The organism is Butyrivibrio sp. X503, assembly GCF_003625475.1.
GTDB lineage: Bacteria > Bacillota > Clostridia > Lachnospirales > Lachnospiraceae > Butyrivibrio.
Map to the genome: position 1 here is coordinate 514,758 of NZ_RAIQ01000002.1, position 21,423 is coordinate 536,180.

The 21,423-nt window shown below is 42.2% G+C and carries 16 protein-coding genes; 3 read left to right on the forward strand and 13 right to left on the reverse strand.

The genetic code is table 11. The features are described from left to right. Nucleotides 1–20: 20 nt before the first annotated feature. From D6853_RS05215 to D6853_RS05255, 9 genes are all read right to left on the reverse strand, one after another. The gene (locus D6853_RS05215; RefSeq protein ID WP_120656966.1) at nt 21–1,559 is read right to left on the reverse strand and encodes an ABC transporter substrate-binding protein; all 1,539 of its coding nucleotides are present in this window, start codon (nt 1,557–1,559) and stop codon (nt 21–23) included. A gap of 109 nt (nt 1,560–1,668) precedes the next feature. Further along, complete coding sequence (locus D6853_RS05220; protein ID WP_120656967.1) at nt 1,669–3,264, reverse strand: response regulator transcription factor; 1,596 nt, start codon at nt 3,262–3,264, stop codon at nt 1,669–1,671. Nucleotides 3,265–3,272: 8 nt separating this feature from the next. Further along, complete coding sequence (locus D6853_RS05225; protein ID WP_120656968.1) at nt 3,273–5,000, reverse strand: sensor histidine kinase; 1,728 nt, start codon at nt 4,998–5,000, stop codon at nt 3,273–3,275. Between the two features lie 121 nt (nt 5,001–5,121). After that, nucleotides 5,122–6,567 carry a glycogen synthase GlgA gene (gene glgA, locus D6853_RS05230; RefSeq protein WP_120656969.1) on the reverse strand — a complete coding sequence of 482 codons (1,446 nt, stop codon included), beginning with the start codon at nt 6,565–6,567 and terminating at the stop codon, nt 5,122–5,124. Continuing rightward, complete coding sequence (trpS, locus tag D6853_RS05235) at nt 6,567–7,661, reverse strand: tryptophan--tRNA ligase (protein ID WP_092248797.1); 1,095 nt, start codon at nt 7,659–7,661, stop codon at nt 6,567–6,569. The genes glgA and trpS overlap by 1 nt, the downstream gene beginning before the upstream one ends. A 51-nt stretch (nt 7,662–7,712) precedes the next feature. Beyond that, on the reverse strand, nt 7,713–8,918 hold the full coding sequence (gene cbiD / locus D6853_RS05240; RefSeq protein WP_120656970.1) for a cobalt-precorrin-5B (C(1))-methyltransferase CbiD: 1,206 nt from the start codon (nt 8,916–8,918) through the stop codon (nt 7,713–7,715). Between the two features lie 301 nt (nt 8,919–9,219). Continuing rightward, nucleotides 9,220–9,498, reverse strand: a complete 279-nt coding sequence (locus tag D6853_RS05245) for a hypothetical protein (protein ID WP_120656971.1) — start codon at nt 9,496–9,498, stop codon at nt 9,220–9,222. A gap of 37 nt (nt 9,499–9,535) precedes the next feature. Continuing rightward, complete coding sequence (locus D6853_RS05250) at nt 9,536–11,404, reverse strand: C1 family peptidase (protein WP_120656972.1); 1,869 nt, start codon at nt 11,402–11,404, stop codon at nt 9,536–9,538. Between the two features lie 28 nt (nt 11,405–11,432). Next, nucleotides 11,433–12,065 (reverse strand): C39 family peptidase, encoded by a 633-nt coding sequence (locus tag D6853_RS05255; RefSeq protein WP_120656973.1) that lies wholly within the window; start codon nt 12,063–12,065, stop codon nt 11,433–11,435. Between the two features lie 176 nt (nt 12,066–12,241). Here D6853_RS05255 and D6853_RS05260 point away from each other — a divergent pair, with 176 nt between their 5' ends. After that, nucleotides 12,242–13,579 carry a putative bifunctional diguanylate cyclase/phosphodiesterase gene (locus D6853_RS05260; protein ID WP_158588667.1) on the forward strand — a complete coding sequence of 446 codons (1,338 nt, stop codon included), beginning with the start codon at nt 12,242–12,244 and terminating at the stop codon, nt 13,577–13,579. An 86-nt stretch (nt 13,580–13,665) separates the two neighbouring features. Here D6853_RS05260 and D6853_RS05265 read toward each other — a convergent pair whose 3' ends face one another. Together D6853_RS05265 and D6853_RS05270 are read right to left on the reverse strand one after the other, a co-directional pair. Then, complete coding sequence (locus tag D6853_RS05265; RefSeq protein WP_120656975.1) at nt 13,666–14,772, reverse strand: cation diffusion facilitator family transporter; 1,107 nt, start codon at nt 14,770–14,772, stop codon at nt 13,666–13,668. A 15-nt stretch (nt 14,773–14,787) separates the two neighbouring features. Then, nucleotides 14,788–15,816, reverse strand: coding sequence for a hypothetical protein (locus D6853_RS05270; protein WP_120656976.1), 1,029 nt, complete (start codon nt 15,814–15,816; stop codon nt 14,788–14,790). A gap of 107 nt (nt 15,817–15,923) precedes the next feature. On the opposite strand from D6853_RS05270, the gene D6853_RS05275 reads away from it, so the two are divergent. After that, nucleotides 15,924–17,999 carry a TaqI-like C-terminal specificity domain-containing protein gene (locus D6853_RS05275; protein WP_120656977.1) on the forward strand — a complete coding sequence of 692 codons (2,076 nt, stop codon included), beginning with the start codon at nt 15,924–15,926 and terminating at the stop codon, nt 17,997–17,999. Nucleotides 18,000–18,082: 83 nt separating this feature from the next. Further along, nucleotides 18,083–19,111 carry a 3-deoxy-7-phosphoheptulonate synthase gene (locus tag D6853_RS05280; RefSeq protein WP_120656978.1) on the forward strand — a complete coding sequence of 343 codons (1,029 nt, stop codon included), beginning with the start codon at nt 18,083–18,085 and terminating at the stop codon, nt 19,109–19,111. Between the two features lie 111 nt (nt 19,112–19,222). Here the strand turns inward: D6853_RS05280 and D6853_RS05285 are convergent, their stop codons facing one another. Together D6853_RS05285 and D6853_RS05290 are read right to left on the reverse strand one after the other, a co-directional pair. After that, nucleotides 19,223–20,119 (reverse strand): tyrosine-type recombinase/integrase, encoded by an 897-nt coding sequence (locus tag D6853_RS05285; RefSeq protein ID WP_120656979.1) that lies wholly within the window; start codon nt 20,117–20,119, stop codon nt 19,223–19,225. Nucleotides 20,120–20,124: 5 nt separating this feature from the next. Beyond that, nucleotides 20,125–21,411 carry a diaminopimelate decarboxylase gene (locus D6853_RS05290; protein ID WP_120656980.1) on the reverse strand — a complete coding sequence of 429 codons (1,287 nt, stop codon included), beginning with the start codon at nt 21,409–21,411 and terminating at the stop codon, nt 20,125–20,127. Nucleotides 21,412–21,423 lie beyond the last annotated feature (12 nt).

The window sequence follows — 21,423 nt, forward strand, 5'->3', positions numbered from 1 at the left end:
TTGTTTACCCTCCAAAGTCATTACTTGGAAGCCTTCCAGGCATCAAGCTGTGACTGCTTCTCGTTAAGAATATCCTGATATCCCGCATCATTAAGAGCCTGGATAAATTTATCTATCTCTGTGTCGGGATCAAGACTTCCGCAGATAAGTCCGGGAAGATACTGTGATATTACGTTAAGTACTGCAGTGTACTGTGTCTTTACATTGCTTGAATCAAAGGTAAAGCCCATAGCGGGTGATGTCTTTGCGTTCTTGTTCTGATCAAGCTCCCACTGAAGTGATTCAGGGTTAGCAACACCCATCTGGTACATGTTAAAGAAGTTTCCGAGTGTTCCGCATGAAAGCTGTGCTGTATATGGAACTGTAGCAGCATCCTGGCCCTCGGGATATGAAACGGAGCCGTCAGCGTTCTTTACATAATCTCTTCCTTCGATACCGTAGATAAGAAGGTTGATAACATCGGGATCTGTATATGTAAGATCAAGGAACTTAAGTGCTGCTTCGGGAACATCAGTTGTTGATGCGATCATGAAAGTAATTGCATTGATATCACTTGTTGAAAGATAAGCATCACCGATGATCTTTGCTCCAAGGTCATAACCTGCAACCTGTGCTTCAAGTGAAACGGCTGTATCCTCTTCGGGATAACTGTATGCAGCGAGGTATCCGAAGTAGTTACCTGAGCTCATAGTCTCTGCAGCAGCTGAATTTGTTGTTGCTGCATCCTGCATAACAAGACCGTTGTTGTACCAGCCTCTTACAAGCTTGCAAAGCTCCTTAAATCTGTCTGTTCCGTAAAGATCGGTTACGGTAAGATCATCACCCATAAGCACGCCGATGGGTTTATATCTGTCATCGTTAAGGAAATCAACTTCGCCGTAGTTTGTTGAAAGTCCGATCTCTCCTGTCTGAACCGCTGCAAGAGGGATCATATCGGGATGTCCTGCCTTAACTGTCTCAAGAACAGAAGTAACATCCTCGATTGAATTAACCTTGCTCATGTCGATATTAAGCTCGTCTGCGATGTCCTGACGATAGATGAGCATGGGAGTAAGCGCGATAGGTTTCATAGTGGGGATACCATAGAGAACTCCGTTTGACTTGCAAGCTTCAAGCCAGCTGTCGCCAACTATCTCTTTTGCACCGGGAGCATAGGTATCGATCATATCAGTGATGTCGTAGCACATGTCAGTTGAAACATATGAACCGAAATCACCGAGTGACTCGAAGATATCAATCTTCTCTCCGCCCTGGAGTGCAAGATTGATTTTACTTGAATACTCGAAGATCTGAATAGGCATAAGAGTAATCTCTGCTCCGATCTTCTCTCTTGTTATCTTGTTGATGGCTTCTTCAACCTCATCAAGATCTTCTTCTGTGGGAATATTATTGAAAGTACAATAAGCATAGGTAACCTGGTCGTAAGAACCCGATTCCTTGGATACTGCGGCATCTGTAGAACCCGCGTCGGGCTGTGCCGTAGGATCCGAACATGCAACAGCCGTGATCGCCATTGCTGCTGTAAGAACTAATGCCAGAATACGTTTTACGTTTTTCATTATAATAGAACCTCCCTTTTTTGATGGTTTAAGATTATCATTCGAAAAAAAGTGATTCTTTAAAAAAAGCGATATTAATTTTCAAAAAAACGCCTTACCATATTTCCGGTTATTTTTTCTTATATTTTGTCGGTGATACCCCTTCAAGCTTTTTGAATGTAGTGGAAAAATAGGTAAAGTTGTCAAACCCCACCTTTTCTGCGACGTCGCTGACTCTCTCCCCCCTGTCAAGCAGGAGCTTGGCCTGTTCTACCCTGCAAGCGGCTATAGCTTCATTGATCGAGATACCGGTTTCTTTCTTATAGACCTTGGAAAGATACTCGGGAGCAAGGAAAAACTCCTCCGCTATCTCATTTCGACCGATGTGTTCCTTATAATGTTGACGAATATACGTATTTATTTTATCACAAATAGTGAAGCTTTTCAGAATTTTTTTCTCGTACTCAAATGTGGCATCGAGTAGATAGCCCACCCACTTTATCATGTCGATAACAGATTTTGTCGCATTCTTTTCAAGCTTACCAAGGTTTTCGTCCTCAATAAGCCCGATAGCTCCGATCTGTTTTTTGCCAAGATATGTATATACGATCTGCTGGATCTCTTTTACAAGCCTGTTCAGGGCATCATCGGTAAGAGCATTGCCCTTGGAGGTCTCGTTTAAGCAGGTTTTTATAATGCTCATAAACTCCATCTTATTATTCGATGAAAGCAGAGCTTCGAGCTTTGAAGAATCAAGGTTTATTCCCAATGAGCTGCGATTATTAGCCACATCCTCCTCGCAAAAAGCCGTTCCGTAGTAGGATACGTTCTTTTGAATAATACCCTTTATTTTCTGATATGCATCGTAAAACTCATGCATGTGAACGCTTCTTCCGATGCAGGTTGTCATCTCTGAGAATAATATCTTCTTTTGCTGCGTAAGAAGAACATTGGATTTTTCCAATATATCTTTTTTGGACTGCTCTTCTTTTCCTTCATCCACGGGAACGATCGAAACAATAAATACTTCTCCTCCAACTTCAAAGCCGGTGGCGAAATTTGCCTGCGGATCACCCAAAAGAACTTCCATGTGGATGTTTTCGAGTATAAAAAGAATGAGACTTATACTTATGATCTCCCTGTCTTTCTCAATACCGGAAAGCCTGGATACAACAAGTCTGTATAAGCCTTTCGGGTCAACATCAAGTCGCCTTGAAGCTATCTCTTTTTCTATATCCGAAGCACTCGGCGCGATCTTGGAAGTGAGTATATCCATCCAGAAATTATTGTAGAGCCTTGAAGTATTCTTTTTGGCCCATTTCCCAAGCTCGCTGGTTTCTTTGATATTTCTTTTATCCAAAAGATCTCCGATCATCTTGCGGAGCGTCGCTTCCATGACATGAACATCAAAAGGCTTAAGGAGATACTCGAAAACATGGAGCTTCATGGCACTTGTTGCATAATCGAAGCTTTCATGGCACGTCAAAAAGAGGAACTCTCCGTCAAGTTCCTGTTCCCTATACCATTTTAAAAGCTCAATACCGCTTCCCTTAGGCATCTCAATGTCACTGATAACAATATCGATTGGCTCATCCGTAAGGATCTTCTTGGCTTCTTTGATATTGTAGGCAGTGAACACATCTTCCACGTCAAGGGATGTCCAATCCACGGTATCCCTGATGACATCAACGGTTGCGATGTCATCATCAACAATAAGCACTCTCATAATACTCCTCAATCTATGTTTATCTTGCTGTGTTCGTCCACTTCGTGTTTGGGCGTTTTCGGAATATACATCGTATTCTTGCAGCCGTGCGGCTCGATATTGCTGATCTCAAAAAGATCGTTTCTTTCATACATGATTTCAAGAATTCTCTTGATGCTAAAGAGTCCGACTCTGCTTCCGTCCTTAGGTGTTGTTGACGAACCGTTGTTGAAGTCATCAAGAATATTTTCGGGATATCCACTTCCGTCGTCCTCTATCTCTATCCTGAGCATTTCCTCGTTGTCTCTTTTTACCGGTTCTGCCTTGATAAGGATCGTCAGCATCGAGTTGATGTCGACGGCGTACTTGTACTCATTCTCGATCACCGTATGAATGAGCATCTGCGGGATGTTCCAGTCTCTTACGTCATCCGCTGCATCAATGTAGAAAAAGACGCAGCCCGGATATTTAAGCTCCTGCATTTCAAAATAGTTCTCGACGTGCCTTATCTCTTCATCAAGCGTCACCGTATGAAGTCCCGATCTGAACATATATCTGATATTCTTGGATAAAGAGTCTATGTAACGCCTTATTTCCTCGTTTTTGCCCTGCTGCGAAAGACTTGATATCGTAGTCATCGCATTTAGGAAAAAGTGAGGTCTTATCTGCAGTTTGACCGCTTTAAGCTCGGTTTCCTGAAGTGTTATCTGCTTCTCATAGGACTTGATCTTAAGTCCCATGATCTCATCCATAAGCTTGTTGAACGTGTTTTTTAAAAGATTAAATTCTTTGCTTCCGAATTCATCGGATATTCTAAGCTCATAGTCTCCGAGCTGGATCTTTTCCATGTCTCTCTGAAGCTTACCGACAGGTCTTATGATGCTCTTTCTGAGGTGTCTTATCATGAACATCGTATATGCAAAAAGGATCAGGATGATCGCCAGCATCGCCCATACATCCAACTGAAGGAATTTAAAACTGAAGGTTTCTTTTGCGTAAGCTCTTATACGGTAGTTCTCAGCGCCAAGCACATACTCTTTTCCCCTTGGGGCAAATTCAGTGATATCAACAAGTTTATCTCCCTCTTTGACGTCACCCGGCTTTTCACCGAATATCCCCCAGATCACCTTGCTTTCCGGTTCGTACAGCACAAGCGCCATCTCTGAGAGGTCGCCTGTATTACCTGTTCCCAAAAAACTTTTCATGGAAATATATACGGCCGCAGCCTCATTTTGCCATACGTAGATCTTGTACAGGTATGATGCATCTCCTATCTTTTCAATCTTCCAGTCGGCTTTCGCACGACCCAGAGACGCTTTTTCCATGGTAAAAGATCTCAGATAATCCCTGTCTTTATAGCTTATTGTTGTGTTGGAATAATCAAGACAAGTATTGTAAGTACTCTCCGCGATAACAAAAGTAACTTTGTTCTGATTGGCCGATACCGCCTCTTCCATCATCTCTTTTAACCTGACGGAGGCGTAGTATCTATCGGATTCCTTGCCGCTCTTAAGCATGCTGTAATTGTCATTTTTGTAGATCATCTGCTCAAGGAGCATGTCGGCGTACTGTATCTTATTATCAAGCTCACGCCCATACACCTCAACAAGATTCTCAGCCGAAGAAACCTGCGAACTTCTGATGTTTCTGTACGAATTGTTGACGTATACTCCAAAAACAGCAGCTATAAGTATGCTCTGAATCACTATGAATATTATGGTCTTACGAATGACCGAAGATTCGCTCTTAATGCGCATATGGGAACGCCCTCATAATCTGCTTATAATCTTATAATAGCTACAAAAGACACTTTCCCCTTGCCCCCGGAAAAGTGTCTTAATTATAAACGTCTATATTCAATTATTATCACAAATAAGATTATCCGACAAGCCAGTCGTACATTTCCTGATATTTCTCGGCTGAAACCCTCCAGGAGAAATCAACGGCCATGGCTCTGTCGATCATCTTGTTCCATTCGCGCTTCTTGTCATAGAATACGTGCTCGGCCTGACGAATGGTATCAAGCATCTCGTGTGCGTTGTAATTAAGGAATCCAAAACCGGTTCCGGTTCCTTCGTACTTGTTATATGGCTCAACGGTATCGATAAGTCCGCCTGTCTGCCTTACGATAGGAATCGTTCCGTATCTGAGTGCCATGAGCTGTGAAAGTCCGCAGGGCTCAAAGAGTGATGGCATCAGGAATACATCGGATGCGGCATATATCTTGTGTGACATAGGTTCCGAATAATAGATATTGGCGGAAACCTTGTCGTTGTACTTCCAGTCAAAGTGGCGGAAGGAATTCTCGTACTGCTCTTCACCGGTACCGAGAACAACAAGCTGGATCGCATCCTGACAAAGTTCATCGAGGATACAATTGATAAGATCAAAGCCCTTCTGGTCGGTAAGTCTTGAAACAATACCGATCATCATGCACTTATCGTCTTCTTTAAGTCCGAGCTCCTTCTGAAGAGCTCTTTTATTCTTGATCTTCTCCTTACGGAAGTTGATCGCATTGTACTTGTATGGAATATACTCATCGGTCTCGGGATTGAACTCATCGTAATCAATACCGTTGACGATACCTCGAAGATCGCCCGCTCTGGCTCTAAGGAGTCCGTCAAGGTCTTCTCCGTAAAACTCGGTCTTAATCTCCTCAGCATAAGCAACACTAACTGTTGTGACAGCGTCGGAATAGACAATACCGCCCTTTAAAAGATCTGCATCCTTAAAGAGTCCGAGTTTGTCGGATGTAAAATAGAAATCGGGAAGCCCCGTGATATCTCTTACAGTCTTAATATCCCATTTTCCCTGGAACTTAAGATTGTGGATAGTCATAATGGCCTTGATGCCTCTAAAGAACTCATTTCCCTGGAATCTCTCTTTGAGATAAACGGGAACAAGTCCGGTCTGCCAATCATGGCAATGTATGATGTCGGGTCTGAAATCGATGACGGGAAGTATCGAAAGAGCTGCCTTTGAGAAAAAGGCAAACTTCTCAATCTCAAATACTGTGTCATCCCCGTAGGGCTTCATTCCGTTAAAATAGAACTCATTGTCAATAAAATAGTACTTAATGCCGTCAACTTCAGCCTTGAAGATACCTACATACTCATTCTTCCAATGGAAATCCATGTAGAAGTTAGAGATATATTCCATCTTATCTTTCATTTGCTGGCTGATGCATTTGTACAAAGGTAAAATGACACGAACGTCAAAGTATCTCTTATCAATCTCTTTGGGAAGGGAGCCCACTACATCGGCAAGTCCTCCCGTTTTGATAAAAGGCACTCCTTCTGAAGCCACAAACAGGATTTTTTTCATTATTCTGACATCTCCTCATACTTTGCGGATTGCATAGCTATAAGTTCTTTATCGTCGAAATAATTGATCTTCATTGCATTCTTAACATCGGAAAGAGTCTGTGCAGCAACTTCCTTGGCTACTTCGCTGCCCTTTCTGAGGACTTCGTATACATAAGGAATATCCTTCTGGAATTCCTTTCTTCTGGTTCTGATAGGTTCAAGCTCTGCCTGAAGTACGCTGTTGAGGAACTTCTTGACCTTAACGTCTCCAAGGCCGCCTCTCTTGTAATGATCCTTCATCTCCTGAAGACATGTATATTCGGGAGCAAATTCAGCAAAATGCTCATCCCTTGCAAACGCGTCAAGATAGATGAATACAGGATTGCCCTCTACTTCACCGGGATCCTCTACTCTCAAATGATTGGGATCTGTGAACATGCTCATGACCTTCTTCTTGATGGAATCGGGTTCCTCGGACAAATAGATGCAGTTGCCGAGTGACTTACTCATCTTGGCCTTGCCGTCTATTCCGGGAAGTCTTAAGCATGCAGCATTATCGGGAAGCAGAATCTGTGGTTCAACAAGCGCTTCACCATAAACTGAATTAAACTTTCTAACGATCTCTTTGCACTGCTCAAGCATGGGCTCCTGGTCTTCTCCGACAGGAACGGTCGTAGCCTTAAAAGCAGTGATATCTGCAGCCTGGCTGATAGGATATGTAAAGAATCCTACAGGGATACTTGTTCCGAAGTTTCTCATTTGAAGTTCGGTCTTAACTGTAGGATTTCTCTGAAGTCTTGATACAGTAACGAGATTCATGTAGTAGAATGACAGCTCTGTCAGTTCAGGAATCTGTGATTGAATAAAGAGTGTAGACTTGGCAGGATCAAGGCCTGCCGCAAGATAATCCAGCGCTACCTCAATGATATTCTGACGAACCTTCTCCGGGTTGTCTGCATTATCTGTAAGAGCCTGTGCATCGGCGATCATAATAAAAATCTTATCGAACTCGCCGGAATTCTGAAGCTCCACTCTTCTCCTTAAAGAGCCTACGTAATGTCCTACATGGAGCTTACCTGTAGGGCGATCTCCGGTCAAAATAATCTTACTCATCTTGATGAATCTCCTAAATAATCTAGTTTAAAAATGTATATATAGAATACCTTATTTTAACTTGAGTGACAATGCGTATTGATCTTGAGAAACTTTGATTATCACATTTCTGGTATTCTTGGTCGTGCCGAGAAGTCCAAACGCCTCAGAAAACAGCGCTACACCGAACTTCAGCTTGCCATGGCACCTATTTTCGACAGCTCTGTCAATCTCGTTCATGATACTGACCATGACTCTGTCTCTGAGTCCCCAGGTATCAAGAAGCGACAATATCTCGTCAACGGTAACGCACGCCATTACAGTTCTTACCTGGCTTGAGGTTCCGCCAACAATGGCTGTGTGAGCCGCAAATATCTCTCTTCTTCCGTCTGAAGCATAGGAATTGGTATTCATAATTCCCGCAGCAAGCTTAACAAGCTTACCTGCATTTCCTACAAGCAATATGCTCTCTATTCCCGCATTAACGGCAGCGTCAATCGCAAATCCGGGGAAATTGAAGCAATATATCGAAGTATTAAGAGACACATGAAGGTTTCTGTAAACGTCGTCGGCGCAATAATTACCGGGAGAAATGATCAGGTTGTTAACTCCCATCGCCATCTGTTTCTCTATCTGATTCTCAATGGAACCCACGATATCTCTTTGATGAACCTGCGATACCGTTCCGCATTCACCCATAATGGTAATTCCGCCCGCAAAAGCGCTCTGTCCGACTGTCTGCTTGGCAGCTATCATCATTCCCTCGGGACAGCTTACCGTAATAAGAAGAAGCTGTGCTCCGTCCGCAGTTTCACATACATTGGCAACGGAATCAAAGATCATATTCCTTGCTTCTTTTTCAATAAGAGCTTCGCCTCTTTTAATACCCGGAACACCGTCAAAAGCAATGCCGATGCCTTCTCCGCCCTTAATGAAAAGATTGCCGTATCTTGTATCGATATGTACACTGTCATCAACTTTACGAAAATCCGTTATCTTGGAAACATCAACATGGATCTCGGCGCGCTCTCTTATATCCGGAGCTGCTCCGCCCTCCATGATGGCATAGAAGTGCGCATGGTTCTCATCGCAGTCATCTTCTACCTTGTAAACGGAAATAGTTCGTGAATTACCGCCTTGATGCTTGATCGTCACGAATTCGTAGTCGATTCTGAAAAGCAAACAAGCCGCAGCCGCTCTTGCAGCAGCTGCAGCACAATCTCCTGTTGTAAGTGGGCTAAGAATCAACCCCGCGTTTCTAGCCACATTACTGTCCATACCTAATCCTCGCAAACATTTTTTGGTTTGTTATTCTGATAAAATTATACTATATTTCGTTTGTAAGTTATTTATTATTTCGATTTACTTTATGCTTAATTTATAATTTGTCCATACTTTGTACAAATCTATTACTTAATATAATACTATCAGAAGTGAAAACTTCTGACTCCCCCAACAAAACTTTTTTCATACCGGGTCGATTGGCTCCCCACCGGTCGACCCCTCCTCCCAAAATTCCGCACCTAACCGATAGGTGCGTTTTCTTTTTGTAGAGCACTTGCTGAGGTATTTTCGAAGATTAAGCTGTCATCTGTACGCTCTCAACGGTTTCTTCCGTCACGATGGAATCCGTCTTTCTGGGGGCTCTTACTCCAAAGCTTCCGTTATATCTGATCTCTTTGAGGATCTTACGTACGTTCTTGGTATCTTTTGTAATCTGCTCCGCGCTTTCGCAAATAACGGTGGGAACACCGCTTCCGCTCATCTCTACGCGAAGTCCTGCGTCTTTAAGAGCTTTGAAAGCCTTTAACTTATCTGTTGTACTTATCTGATCTAATTCGTTATCGTTCTTTGCCATATATATTGTGCCTTTCTATTTTTCTAAACACAATATATCACATTTCATCAGTGTTTTCAAACATTTGTTCTACAAAATTCGTGTAAGCTTTTATGAAAAAGTCTTTGTTGTTCTGGCACTCAAGACTCTCACCGTCTTCCGAAAGATAATAGCTGTTTCCGCTTGCCGAATAGTTATTTGCAAAGCTTCCCGTGAGGTTCTTCCACTCATCATAATTCTTGGGACTCACATTGTCCGCAGCGGCTTCAAATACAAGTCGTTCCTCATGAGCGGGCTTAATTACAACAAGGAATTCCTCTCCTTTTTCCAGCTCTATCTCTTTATCAAGAGTAAAGGTGTGAAATCCCGCGCTTATTGAAGATATCTTCTGCGAACACACAGGATCTTTTAACATATCAAGCTCTATCTTCCCGTCTTTAACGTCTGCATCTTTATAAATCTCGACATCATATTGCCCATAGCAATCTATACTCATAAATCCGATTGCTTTTAGGAGTTCTCTTTCTTCCTGTGCCTTATACATTACCGCATAGGGCTTTTGGGTGCCTGAATATGCAAAAACGGTATTCATTGAATCGTTGAGAGCACTCTCTATGTTGGTCAGAAATCCGGCGACCTGATAATTGTTGTCGTAATAGTCATCGTCTCCCTCGGCTGCGACCGAGTATGCAGAGATACTGTCAATCTCCAAGGTGTCGTCATAATATGAAAGGTAGAAATAACCTTTGTTTCCGGCGGTCTCGCCCCAACTGTTCTTACAAAGCCATGCGCCTTTTCCGAAAGGTCTGGAGCTGAAGTTATCGGGTGCATACTCATCGTCCCATCCGATTATCGATATTTCGTGATCGGCTGTCGGGATCTTTTTATTCTCGAAAAAAGAATATAATGACGCATGGGAGTTTTTCCAGAATTTCTCATCCGAATTTACGCCCGCCGTAACTGCTCCGTGGGTAAGGATCATTCTTTTTATAAGTTCGTTATTTGAGATATCACCTTTAACCTGGCTTACGCCCTGAACATGGAAATCGGCTTTATATGCATCGGAGGGCTTTTCCTTGTTGTCCTTAAATAAGTAATCACTTCCGTAAATGCTGTTAAAAGCATCATTTCCCTTCTCGTAAACAGGCCCTTTCCATGATGTCAGAAGACTTATGCAATAATCCGTAACGCCGCCTACAGCAACATATCCGGTATCATAATCAAATATCCATGCATTCTTTTCATTATCGGGATTTACGAGTTCCCTGTAATCGTCGTCAATATACCCTCCCGTTGAACCATCCGTTTTATGCACGTTGTAATACGCAAGATGCTTCTCTGACAGGTCAAGATTCTTATAGGATATGTCTTCATGGTTTTTAAGAATATCGCTTTCAACGGCAGCAAGCGCGGCGTAAGCCCAGCAAAGATAGGAATATCCCTGGTCTTCTATTTCCGTCACGTAGCATTTTCCGTTGTCATTTCTTGCATCGTATTTACTTGGAAGAGGCGTGGTCAAAAGATATTCATGATCGACGGGAATTACGTCTTTAAAATCCTCATTATCAAAAAAAGCCGTTTTTCCGGTATCCGATACGGTCAGGGCTTCATTTATGACGCATATGTCATCGGACTGCAAACCATCTGCTATCTCTTTGGCAGACTGATTTTCAGAAAGCGAACCGCTATCACCGCTTCCCTGCTCTTCTTCAGAAAGAGAATCGCTAACATCGTCCCCCGAGTCCGCTTCGCCTGAAACAAGCGAAAGCTGGTCGTCTTCCGGGACATCAACAACCGTCACCTCTCCGTCTCTTCTTGCGGGATTGACGAACTTTTGCTTCCTATGCATATGTGTGGAAATTCCCAAAGCGAGTGCCGCGATGAGAATTGCAGATATTCCTAACGCTAAAACCGCCTTTTTCTTCAAGTCCTTGCCCTCACGCTGCTAATTTAGCCTATTTTAAATAAATTGTATTAAATGAACCGAATATGGACTGCGTTATATCTTTTGCAAATGCTTCATAATCGAGATAGTGAAAACCGCTCTTCCAACCGTCTACCACTTGAAGCATCGGATACTCTTTCCCGTTAACCTTCCATATACTGTAGCCTGCGACTACGATCGTGTGATCCTTATAAAAGCCCCTTGCTATGTTCATGATTACAGGTCTTCCACTGTCTATCTCTTTTTTGATGTGCCTGTCAAAACTGAAAATGTAATGGCCTTTGCACTTCGTCTTAATTCCGTACTGTTTAAATGCTTCTCTAGATATTCCCGAGATAAAAAAAGGTATCGTTCCTCGTCTGTCGCTGTAGCAATAGCTTTCCGCTATCTCTTCGACTTTTTTGTATATGATATTTATTTCACTCGGAATATTCTTAATTTCATTTTTTTGTCTGTAGTAATCTACTACCCTCGCAACCGCCACAACAGAGCAGTTTCTGGTACGTCTTCCGCTTATTGTTTCCATTGATTGCGTATTGATGGTAAGAGGACGCCCTCTTTTTATCATGGTGCCCATCTTACCGTACTGCTCTAAAAGATAGTGCTGAATACTGATAATTCCGCCGTAAGGTTTCTTTTTCATGTCAAATTTTTCCCTAAATAAAGTGTCGTTAATATAGATTATAGCTCATTCTGTGGCTAAATATGATTATTTTGTGATTTTTTTGCGAACTTTATGTTTTTTGGGATATTTAAATGTATAATGAAGCTAGCTTAAATGCATTACTTAATAGGGAAGGAAGCGAGGAGAATAACTCTATGAACGTATCGCCACGATCCTCAGATTCAGTTAGCCTCGGTTTGAATACTTATCACGATATCATTAAAGCTCCGGCTGTAGACCCTTTGACCGGTTTATGTTCCAAGGAACAATTTTTCTTACTAGCTAAAGACTTTGATAGGAAGCACCCTCTCGAGGGCGTTGATGCTATAGTTCTTAATTACAATAAATTCCACCTTATCAATGAGTTATACGGAAGAAAGTTTGGAGATAAAGTCCTTTGTGCAATAGCGGATTGCGTATCCGAGACTGCCAAGGAACACGGGGGCATCGCCTGCAGATATGATGCTGATAAATTCTACATGTACATCAAGCATCAGAAGAGCTACGAATTTTTGATACATCAGGTATCTGATAAACTTGCACATATGATGAAGACCCCTGACATTCGCGTCAGGATCGGTATATACCCCGATCTCTTCAAGGATGCAACCATTGAGCAGCGCTTTGACAGAGCAATGCAAGCTTGCAATTCCATCACTAAGGGGCACGCTACCTGTTACGAGATCTACGATTCCAAGATGCATGAAAAAGAGATGTTTGAGGCAAGGCTGCTGGACAGCATTGGCTCTGCTTTTGCTGAGAATCAGTTCTCTCTTGCTTTTCAGCCTAAGTACAACGTGCACGGTAATCTTCCCAAGCTTACGAGCGCTGAGGTTTTGATCCGTTGGAAGCATCCGGAATTCGGTCTTGTTAAGCCTGATTTCTTCATTCCTTTATTTGAAGAGAACGGTCTTATCAGACAGCTCGACAGATATGTATGGCGCAAGGCTGCGGCACAGATCCGCAGATGGAAGGACGAACTTGGATATTCAATTCCTGTATCCGTCAACGTATCACGAGTTGATATCTTCGATCCCGACATTATAGATTACCTCAAGCAGCTCATTAAGGATTACGATATTGAGACCGGCGATCTTCATCTTGAGATCACTGAGACCGCTTATACAGATAATGTTGAACAGATTGTTTCTGTTGTAAAAGAGCTTCAGAGAGAAGGCTTTATGGTTGAGATGGATGACTTCGGTAAGGGCTATTCATCAATCAACATGCTAACCAATCTTCCACTCGATGCACTTAAACTCGATATTGGATTTATCAAAGATATCACAGAGAACAACAAGGGTAAGAACTTACTCGGATGCATTCTTGAGATTGCCAAGCTTCTCAACCTCACGGTAATCGCCGAAGGTGTCGAGAACTCCAAGCAGTATTTCCTTCTTAAGAACGCTGGATGCGATGAGATCCAGGGCTTCTATTTCTCAAAGCCCCTTGCATCGACAGAATTTAGAAATCTTCTGGCTTCGGAAGCATAAGATTATTTGATCAAAATAATAAGCATGGCTTAGAGATAATTCCAAGCCATGCTTTTTTATTTGTGTAGATATGAGTGTATATATGATCAGTCCGAGAAATTGTAATCAATCTGGATATCAACATCATAGTCAGGATACAGCTCTCTTGCTCTCTTAAGAACAGCTGCATATGTTTCAAATTTATTTTTGGCTTCGATGTTAAGTACAAGATCAAAACGGATTTCTTTTGTCTCAGAGTTCATATAAAAACCGTGTGTAGAAAGCACATCGGGATAATCCTTGATCAGCTCACGTATCTTTAAGTGAGCTTCCTTTGCCGCTTCATCATTGGTATTTGATGAATAAATAGATAGTCCCGTCATGCTGATACCTTTTTCAATGAAGACTTTCTTAGCGATCTCGCGCTCTATACGGTCGATCTGAACCGCGTTCATGGTATCATCAACTTCGATATGCGCCGAGCCCATAAGGCTTTCGGAACCGTAGTTATGTACAACAAGATCATACACTCCTTTTACACCGTCAACACTTCTGATCACATGCTTGATCTCTTTTGACATCTCATGAGTTATTCTCTCACCAAGCAGTTCACTGATCGTATCCTTAAGTGTCTCGTAGCCTGTCTTAATAATGATGAAAGCAATGATCACACCGATGTAAGCCTCGATACTAAGTCCTGTAGTGATAAAGATTATTGCTGCGGCAAGTGTTGCGGTTGATATGATCGAATCATTAAGTGCATCCTTACCCGATGCAACGAGTGAATCCGAATCAACTTTCTCACCGGTCTTCTTGGTAAATAAGCCGAGTGCGATCTTAACCACTATAGCCGTCGCAACTATTATAAGAGCAGGAACGCCGTAATCGGGTACTTCGGGATGAATTATCTTTTTAACAGACTCGATAAGCGATGTAATTCCGGCGTAGAGAATGATAACACCGATAACAACAGCTGACATGTACTCTATTCTGCCGTATCCGAAAGGATGCTTCTTATCGGGCTCTTTTGCCGAGAGCTTCGCTCCTATTATCGTAATGATCGATGACATCGCATCGCTTAAGTTATTTACCGCATCCATCGTGATCGCAACGGAATTGGAAAATATTCCCACAAATGCCTTAAATGCCGATAATATGAGATTTGCTACAATTCCTATTATTCCGGTTCTTACTATCGTTTTCGTTCTGTCCATACCTAGCTCCTTATATTAAAAAGAATAGATTCCTCCCTGATCCGACTTCTGCCACGGCTTGTCACCATCTGTGCCAAAGTCAAGAAACTGTTTGTTCTTCTCATAAAATGAGGCATTATGATATTCTATTGAAACAGTATTACCGTCTTGTGTTTTTTTACTGTAGTTTACGATCACTACTCCGTTATCAACTCTGTAGATATCGTCTACTTGGAAACCTTCATTTCGTATCTCTGTGGCAAGATCCATGCCGCATATTGAAGCAAGCTCTTCCTCGGTAATGGTATGGGCATCATAGTAGCAAAAATCCTGCTTATCTTTATCAAAGTAAGCGTAGTAATTCTTCCATGTATGTCCCGTAACCATCTTCTCACTCTCATCTGCACCGATCTCATATTCAACACGCATATCATAGGCAGGGTGAGAAACCGAAAAACCATCAATCTTTTCGTCGGTATATACGTAACCGGTTCCGGATATACGAGATTCTTCGCATTTTCCGTCTTTCACATAGAATATTTTCGAATATGCTTCCGATACATAAGCTTCCGTCAGCTTAACAAATTTCATATTTTCAACCGTCAATGGCTCAAATACAGATCCCTTTTCATTCACGGCTATATTCTTTTGTTCAAAAACCTGCTCGCATGAATCATCGCTTACAAACCATAAACTTCCGTTGCTTCCGAGAACATCTTCAACTTCTCCGCCAAGAAAAACAAAAGCCTCTTTATCTCCGTCTCCGTCAAAGTCATCAACAAGCGTCTCCTGCACATCCATAGCAACATTTCCGGCCACAGACAAAACCTTATTGATATAAGGATCATCCGAACTCTCCGTATCGACTGATGTTGCAGTTTTACCGGCATCATCCGATGTCGCTGCGCTTCCGGCATCTTCACTAACTTCCTGCAAAGTTAACACCTCTTGGCTTGTCTCTGCAGTTCCCGCATCGACCTCTTCCCCGCATCCTGCAATCGAGCACAACATCATACCGGCCAAAACAGTGGCACTTACTTTATTTAATAAATTCTTTTTCATCATATCTCTAACCTTTTCCTTTTATAATCATATTATCAATAAACAATGGCATTATACCATAATAAACCTTTCTTCTTGAAAAAAGAATTCAAAACCATGATAATTATTCTATGGGCAAAAAGGACAAAGACATAATCATAACTTCAAAAGAAGCCGCAGAAATACTCGGAATATCAAGAGCCACGGTTGCAAACTGGGTCAAACTCGGTAAGCTGTCCGGTCAAAAAGAGGGAGAAAGATATACTCTCTCTTTGTCTGATGTCAAAAAAGCCAAAAATTCCCTTGGTTCATCTTCTCTTTTACAAAGTAGGAGAAACAAGAGCTTATCCGAAAAGAACTTTATCCCAAAGTCCTATATAGACAAGAAATCCCCTAATTACAAACATATCAAGAAGCTTATCTCTTATATTATGCATAGCGAACGAGGCATAGACATAGCCGACCTTATTACCTTCTATGCCCTTACTATGCTTAATCGTAACGGCGTAAGGTCGGATTATTACAAACAGCTGATCTATGATCTTCTCCCAATCAAAAGAGATGACCACGCTACAGACGCGGACTTTGAAAGCGCTGTAACTGATCACCTAAAAAAGATCTTGAACCTTGGTTCTGTGTTAAACGAATATCCTCTATCATATATAGAGGGCGAAGATACTCTGGGAATGCTCTACATCTCGCTTCGAAGACTCCGTGACAAAAAATCAAAAGGGGCATATTATACTCCTTTTTACGCGGTCGACACCTGTCTTTCAAAGTTAAAAGAGATATCTCCCAATAACGCCAAGATTCTCGATCCCGCCTGCGGAAGCGGAAATTTTCTTATAAGACTTCCCAAAAACATACCTATAGAAAATATCTATGGCTGCGACATCGATAAGATTTCCGTATGCATAGTAAGGATAAATCTCGCGCTCAAATACGGCCTTAAGTCCAAGGAAAGCGCGAATATTCTTATGAATAACATTAAGGAAATGGACTTCCTTACATCTGAAACTGCAGGCAAAAGAGCCGGCGACAAGCCGTTTTCTCCAAAAAGCGGTTTTGACGTAATCCTCGGAAATCCGCCGTGGGGCTACTCTTTTAGCTCGTCCGACATAAAGAGATTAAAAAGATTTTTTCCTTTTCTTTCGGCAAACGCAAGGCCCGAATCATTTTCTCTTTTTATAGAAAAGGGCCTGTCTGTATTAAAAGATAACGGTACGCTTACATATCTTCTTCCCGAGACACTTCTCGGATCTGATATGTATCTTTCTATAAGAAAAGAGATCCTGTCAAAAGGCTGTGTCACAGGCATTTCTTACCTTGGAGATATTTTCGACAAGGTTCAGTGTCCGTGTATTATTTTGACTGTCAAAAAAGGTGCCGCCGGTAAAGCCTCCGCAGTCGCTAATCATGAAGATATAAATATTTCTTTTTACAAAAGAAAAGCAGGACTATCCAAGATCGATGATTTCAAAGCTACATCAGACAGATTATCAGAAAGCTCTTTTCATATTTTATGCGGAAGTAAAGACTACGAGCTGATAAAGAAAATAGAGAGTTCAAAACACTTTACGTTAAAAGATAAGGCAGATTTTGCACTCGGGATCGTAACGGGAAACAATAAAAAGCTGTTGTCGGATGTTTGCTCAAAGGGGTTCGAACCAATAGCAAAAGGAAGTAATATAAGCTCTTACGTGGTTTCCGCCCCGGCATCGTACATAGTATATAACCCGGATGAATTCCAGCAATGCGCGGACGAGTGTTATTACAGGGCAAAAGAAAAACTTCTGTACCGTTTCATCAGCAGCAGACCCGTATTTGCTTACGACGACACCGGATTACTTTCTTTAAACAGTGCAAATATCATGATACCGAAGGTGCCAAAATACACTGCGCTATACATACTCTGCGTACTTAATTCGCCCGTAATAAGCTATTATTACAAAAACTCTTTTAAGAATATGAAAGTACTTCGCTCTGCTATCGAGGCTCTTCCGATCCCCGTATGCGATGCAAAAACTATTGAAGAGATCACAGAGCTTGCCAAAGAGCTTATAAGTTCAATAAAAGATGCAAGATCGGATAGCAATAAGTCCTCCGTAAGCACTTCTATTGCTGACAACATAGATCATAAGATTGCATATTTATACGGACTAAACGATAAAGAATATCACTATATCTGTGAAAAATGCAAGGAATAACAAAGTTTATAAAAATTAGTTTACTTTTACAGTTTAAAGTGTTATAGTGTAATTCGAATGTTTTATACGGAGGTAATTTATTAATGTCTTTTGAATATATACAAAAGCTTCCCACACCCGATGAGATAAGGGATGAGATTCCTTTACCCGATCAGCTTGCAGTTCTTAAAAAAGAAAGAGATGCAATGATCTCAGACGTGTTTACGGGAAAAAGCGATAAATTTCTTGTTGTTGTAGGCCCTTGCTCTGCAGACAATGAGGATGCCGTTTGCGATTATGTTTCAAGACTCGGCAAAATAAACGACAAGGTTAAGGACAGACTTATCCTTATTCCCAGAATATATACCAACAAGCCTCGTACAACAGGTGACGGCTACAAGGGAATCACTTCTCAGCCCGATCCCGAAGGAAAGACAGATTTCCGCGCAGGTCTCATTGCCATGAGACACATGCAGATAAGAGCTATCGAAGAATCAGGTCTTACCGCTGCGGATGAGATGCTCTATCCCGAGAACTGGGGCTACATGGCTGATATTCTCTCCTACGTTGCTATAGGTGCGCGTTCAGTTGAGGATCAGGAACATCGTATGACAGCCAGTGGTTTTGACGTTCCCGCAGGAATGAAGAATCCCACAAGCGGAACCTTCAGCGTAATGCTTAACTCAGTATACGCTGCTCAGCAGTCTCACTCTTTCGTATACAGAGGCTATGAGGTTAGGACCAACGGTAATCCTCTTGCGCACTGCGTACTTAGAGGATCCAGCAACAAGCATGGTCAGTCAATTCCGAACTATCACTACGAGGATCTCAGTTTGCTTCTTTCTCTTTATGAGGAGCGCAACATTGTAAATCCCGCAGCTATCATTGATGCCAACCACAACAACTCCAACAAGCAGTTCAAGGAGCAGATCCGTATTGTGAAAGAGGTTCTTCACTCAAGAAATCACAATCCAGAGATCAAGAAGCTTGTTAAGGGTGTCATGATTGAAAGTTACATTGAGGAAGGCTGCCAGAAGATCGGCGATGGCGTATACGGTAAGTCCATCACAGATCCATGCCTTGGATGGGAGGATACAGAGCGCCTTCTCCTTGAGATGACAGATCTTGTATAACGCCCCATGGCGATCTACTTTTAAATCAAAAACAGGAAAACGTCTCATTTCGTGTTACTCATAGAAATCGACGTTTTCCTGTTTTTTCTTTTGGTCAATCACCCCTGCGTATTATCGTATTCTTGCCCATTTATAGGGGTCTATGGTTTTATCATCTTTATCAAGGTATTTGCTTAATTTATTACTTTCGTGAAATCCCATCATATCCTGAATAGCTGATATATCTGCCCCATTTTCCACAAGATGGGCTGCAAAAGAATGTCTTAGCGCGTAGGGAGTTATGTCTGAATTGACGCCGGCTTTTTTGACATAGCTTTTTATAAGCTTCCAAAGCCCCTGGCGACTCATGGGTTTTCCGTCGCAGTTAAGAAAGACCTTGGTCTCCCCTTCCGGCTCACCGTCTGAGAAAAGTTCTTTTCTGGCATCCAAAAGATACTTCATAAGTGCATCCTTTGCCATCTTTCCAAAGGGGATAAGGCGGTCTGAAGATTTCTCTTTTCCCTTCTTGAGTCTAAGGCAGCCGATACTAAGGTCAACTTCAGATAATTCAAGTCCTACAAGCTCTCCCGCTTTAAGCCCGGTAGCGTACAGTAGTTCAAGGATAGCCTTATCTCTTATGCCCTTGGCACTGTCCGGAAAGTTCTGGGATAAAAGAGCCTGAACCTCGCCTTCAGTTAATATCCTTGGTTTGGTGCTCTCCGCCTTTGGACTTTTAAGGACAACAGCAGGATCATCCATAATGTTGCCGTTTTCCACCATGTATCTGAAGAAAGCCTTCATTGAAGTATTATGTCTTATTATAGACGAAGCCGCAAAATTCTCCTCTCGAAGACTTGCGGCGTAGTCCATAAGGCGATCACCGGTAATGTCGGAAACGGATGTTATCCCTCTTCCTTCCATATAACCGGCCATCCTCTCAAGGTCTCGTCTATAAGATATTATCGTGTTGGTTGAAGTCTTCTTTACACCTTTAAGGTATTCTACAAATTCTTCAATCTGTTCCTTCATACAATTTAGTTCTCTTCAACAATCTTGCAAATTTTAGGATATACGTTGAGGCAATCAAATGTAGCAAAATAGTCCATGGGTTTCTCTGCTCTTCTGATAAGCTTGAAGCTTCCGTCCTCTTTAAGAAGAACCTCTGCGCTCTTAAGCTTACCGTTATAATTATAACCCATTGAATATCCGTGAGCTCCCGTATCGTGGATAAAGAGATAATCTCCTTTTTCAATCTCGGGAAGTTTTCTGTCTATAGCAAACTTATCGTTGTTCTCGCAAAGTGAACCTGTAACGTCATATACATGATCGCATGGAGCATTCTCTTTTCCCAGAACCGTAATGTGGTGATAAGCACCGTACATAGCGGGTCTCATAAGGTTAACCGCACATGCGTCCACACCGATGTACTCCTTGTATGTGTGCTTCTCGTGAATAGCCTTGGTCACAAGCGCGCCGTAAGGGCCCATCATAAATCTTCCCATCTCTGTATAGATGGCAACATCGTCCATTCCCGCAGGAACAAGAATCTTCTCATACTGCTCTTTTACGCCCTGTCCGATAGCATAGATATCATTACCTTCCTGATCGGGCTGATAAGGAATTCCTACGCCGCCAGAAAGGTTAATGAATGCGATCTTGGCACCTGTCTTCTTCTGAAGGTCAACCGCAAGTTCAAAGAGCTGGCCTGCAAGCTTGGGATAATACTCGTTGGTTACTGTATTACTTGCAAGGAAGGCGTGGATACCGAATCTCTTGGCACCTTTTTCCTTAAGGATCTTAAATGCCTCATAGATCTGCTCAGTTGTAAGTCCGTACTTGGCATCTCCTGGGTTATCCATGATACCGTTACTCATCTGGAAAACTCCGCCGGGATTATATCTGCATGAGATAGTCTCGGGAATCTTACCGATTGACTTCTCAAGGAAATCAATGTGTGTGAAATCATCAAGATTGATGATGGCGCCAAGCTTATCTGCAAGAACAAATTCCTCTGCGGGTGTATCGTTTGATGAGAACATGATCTCATGTCCCCGCGCTCCTACAGCGCCGCTAAGCAAAAGCTCAGTCTTGGATGAGCAGTCAAATCCACATCCTTCCTGCCTTAAAAGATCAAGTAATACGGGATTGGGATTGGCCTTAACCGCAAAATACTCCTTGAATCCTTTATTCCATGAAAAGGCCTCATAAACAGCCTTTGCATTCTCTATAATGCCTTTCTCATCATAAAGATGAAAGGGTGTAGGGATCTTCTTAACTATCTCCTCTACTTTTTCCTTGGTCACAAATGGTTCTTTCATAATATCCTCCCTGTA

Excerpts from the sequence above, each read along its gene's own strand:
- D6853_RS05215 (WP_120656966.1), bottom strand. The coding sequence starts at position 1,559 with ATGAAAAACGTAAAACGTATTCTGGCATTAGTTCTTACAGCAGCAATG.
- D6853_RS05220 (WP_120656967.1), bottom strand. The coding sequence starts at position 3,264 with ATGAGAGTGCTTATTGTTGATGATGACATCGCAACCGTTGATGTCATC.
- D6853_RS05225 (WP_120656968.1), bottom strand. The coding sequence starts at position 5,000 with ATGCGCATTAAGAGCGAATCTTCGGTCATTCGTAAGACCATAATATTC.
- glgA (WP_120656969.1), bottom strand. The coding sequence starts at position 6,567 with ATGAAAAAAATCCTGTTTGTGGCTTCAGAAGGAGTGCCTTTTATCAAA.
- trpS (WP_092248797.1), bottom strand. The coding sequence starts at position 7,661 with ATGAGTAAGATTATTTTGACCGGAGATCGCCCTACAGGTAAGCTCCAT.
- cbiD (WP_120656970.1), bottom strand. The coding sequence starts at position 8,918 with ATGGACAGTAATGTGGCTAGAAACGCGGGGTTGATTCTTAGCCCACTT.
- D6853_RS05245 (WP_120656971.1), bottom strand. The coding sequence starts at position 9,498 with ATGGCAAAGAACGATAACGAATTAGATCAGATAAGTACAACAGATAAG.
- D6853_RS05255 (WP_120656973.1), bottom strand. The coding sequence starts at position 12,065 with ATGAAAAAGAAACCTTACGGCGGAATTATCAGTATTCAGCACTATCTT.
- D6853_RS05260 (WP_158588667.1), top strand. The coding sequence starts at position 12,242 with ATGAACGTATCGCCACGATCCTCAGATTCAGTTAGCCTCGGTTTGAAT.
- D6853_RS05265 (WP_120656975.1), bottom strand. The coding sequence starts at position 14,772 with ATGGACAGAACGAAAACGATAGTAAGAACCGGAATAATAGGAATTGTA.
- D6853_RS05270 (WP_120656976.1), bottom strand. The coding sequence starts at position 15,816 with ATGATGAAAAAGAATTTATTAAATAAAGTAAGTGCCACTGTTTTGGCC.
- D6853_RS05275 (WP_120656977.1), top strand. The coding sequence starts at position 15,924 with ATGGGCAAAAAGGACAAAGACATAATCATAACTTCAAAAGAAGCCGCA.
- D6853_RS05280 (WP_120656978.1), top strand. The coding sequence starts at position 18,083 with ATGTCTTTTGAATATATACAAAAGCTTCCCACACCCGATGAGATAAGG.
- D6853_RS05285 (WP_120656979.1), bottom strand. The coding sequence starts at position 20,119 with ATGAAGGAACAGATTGAAGAATTTGTAGAATACCTTAAAGGTGTAAAG.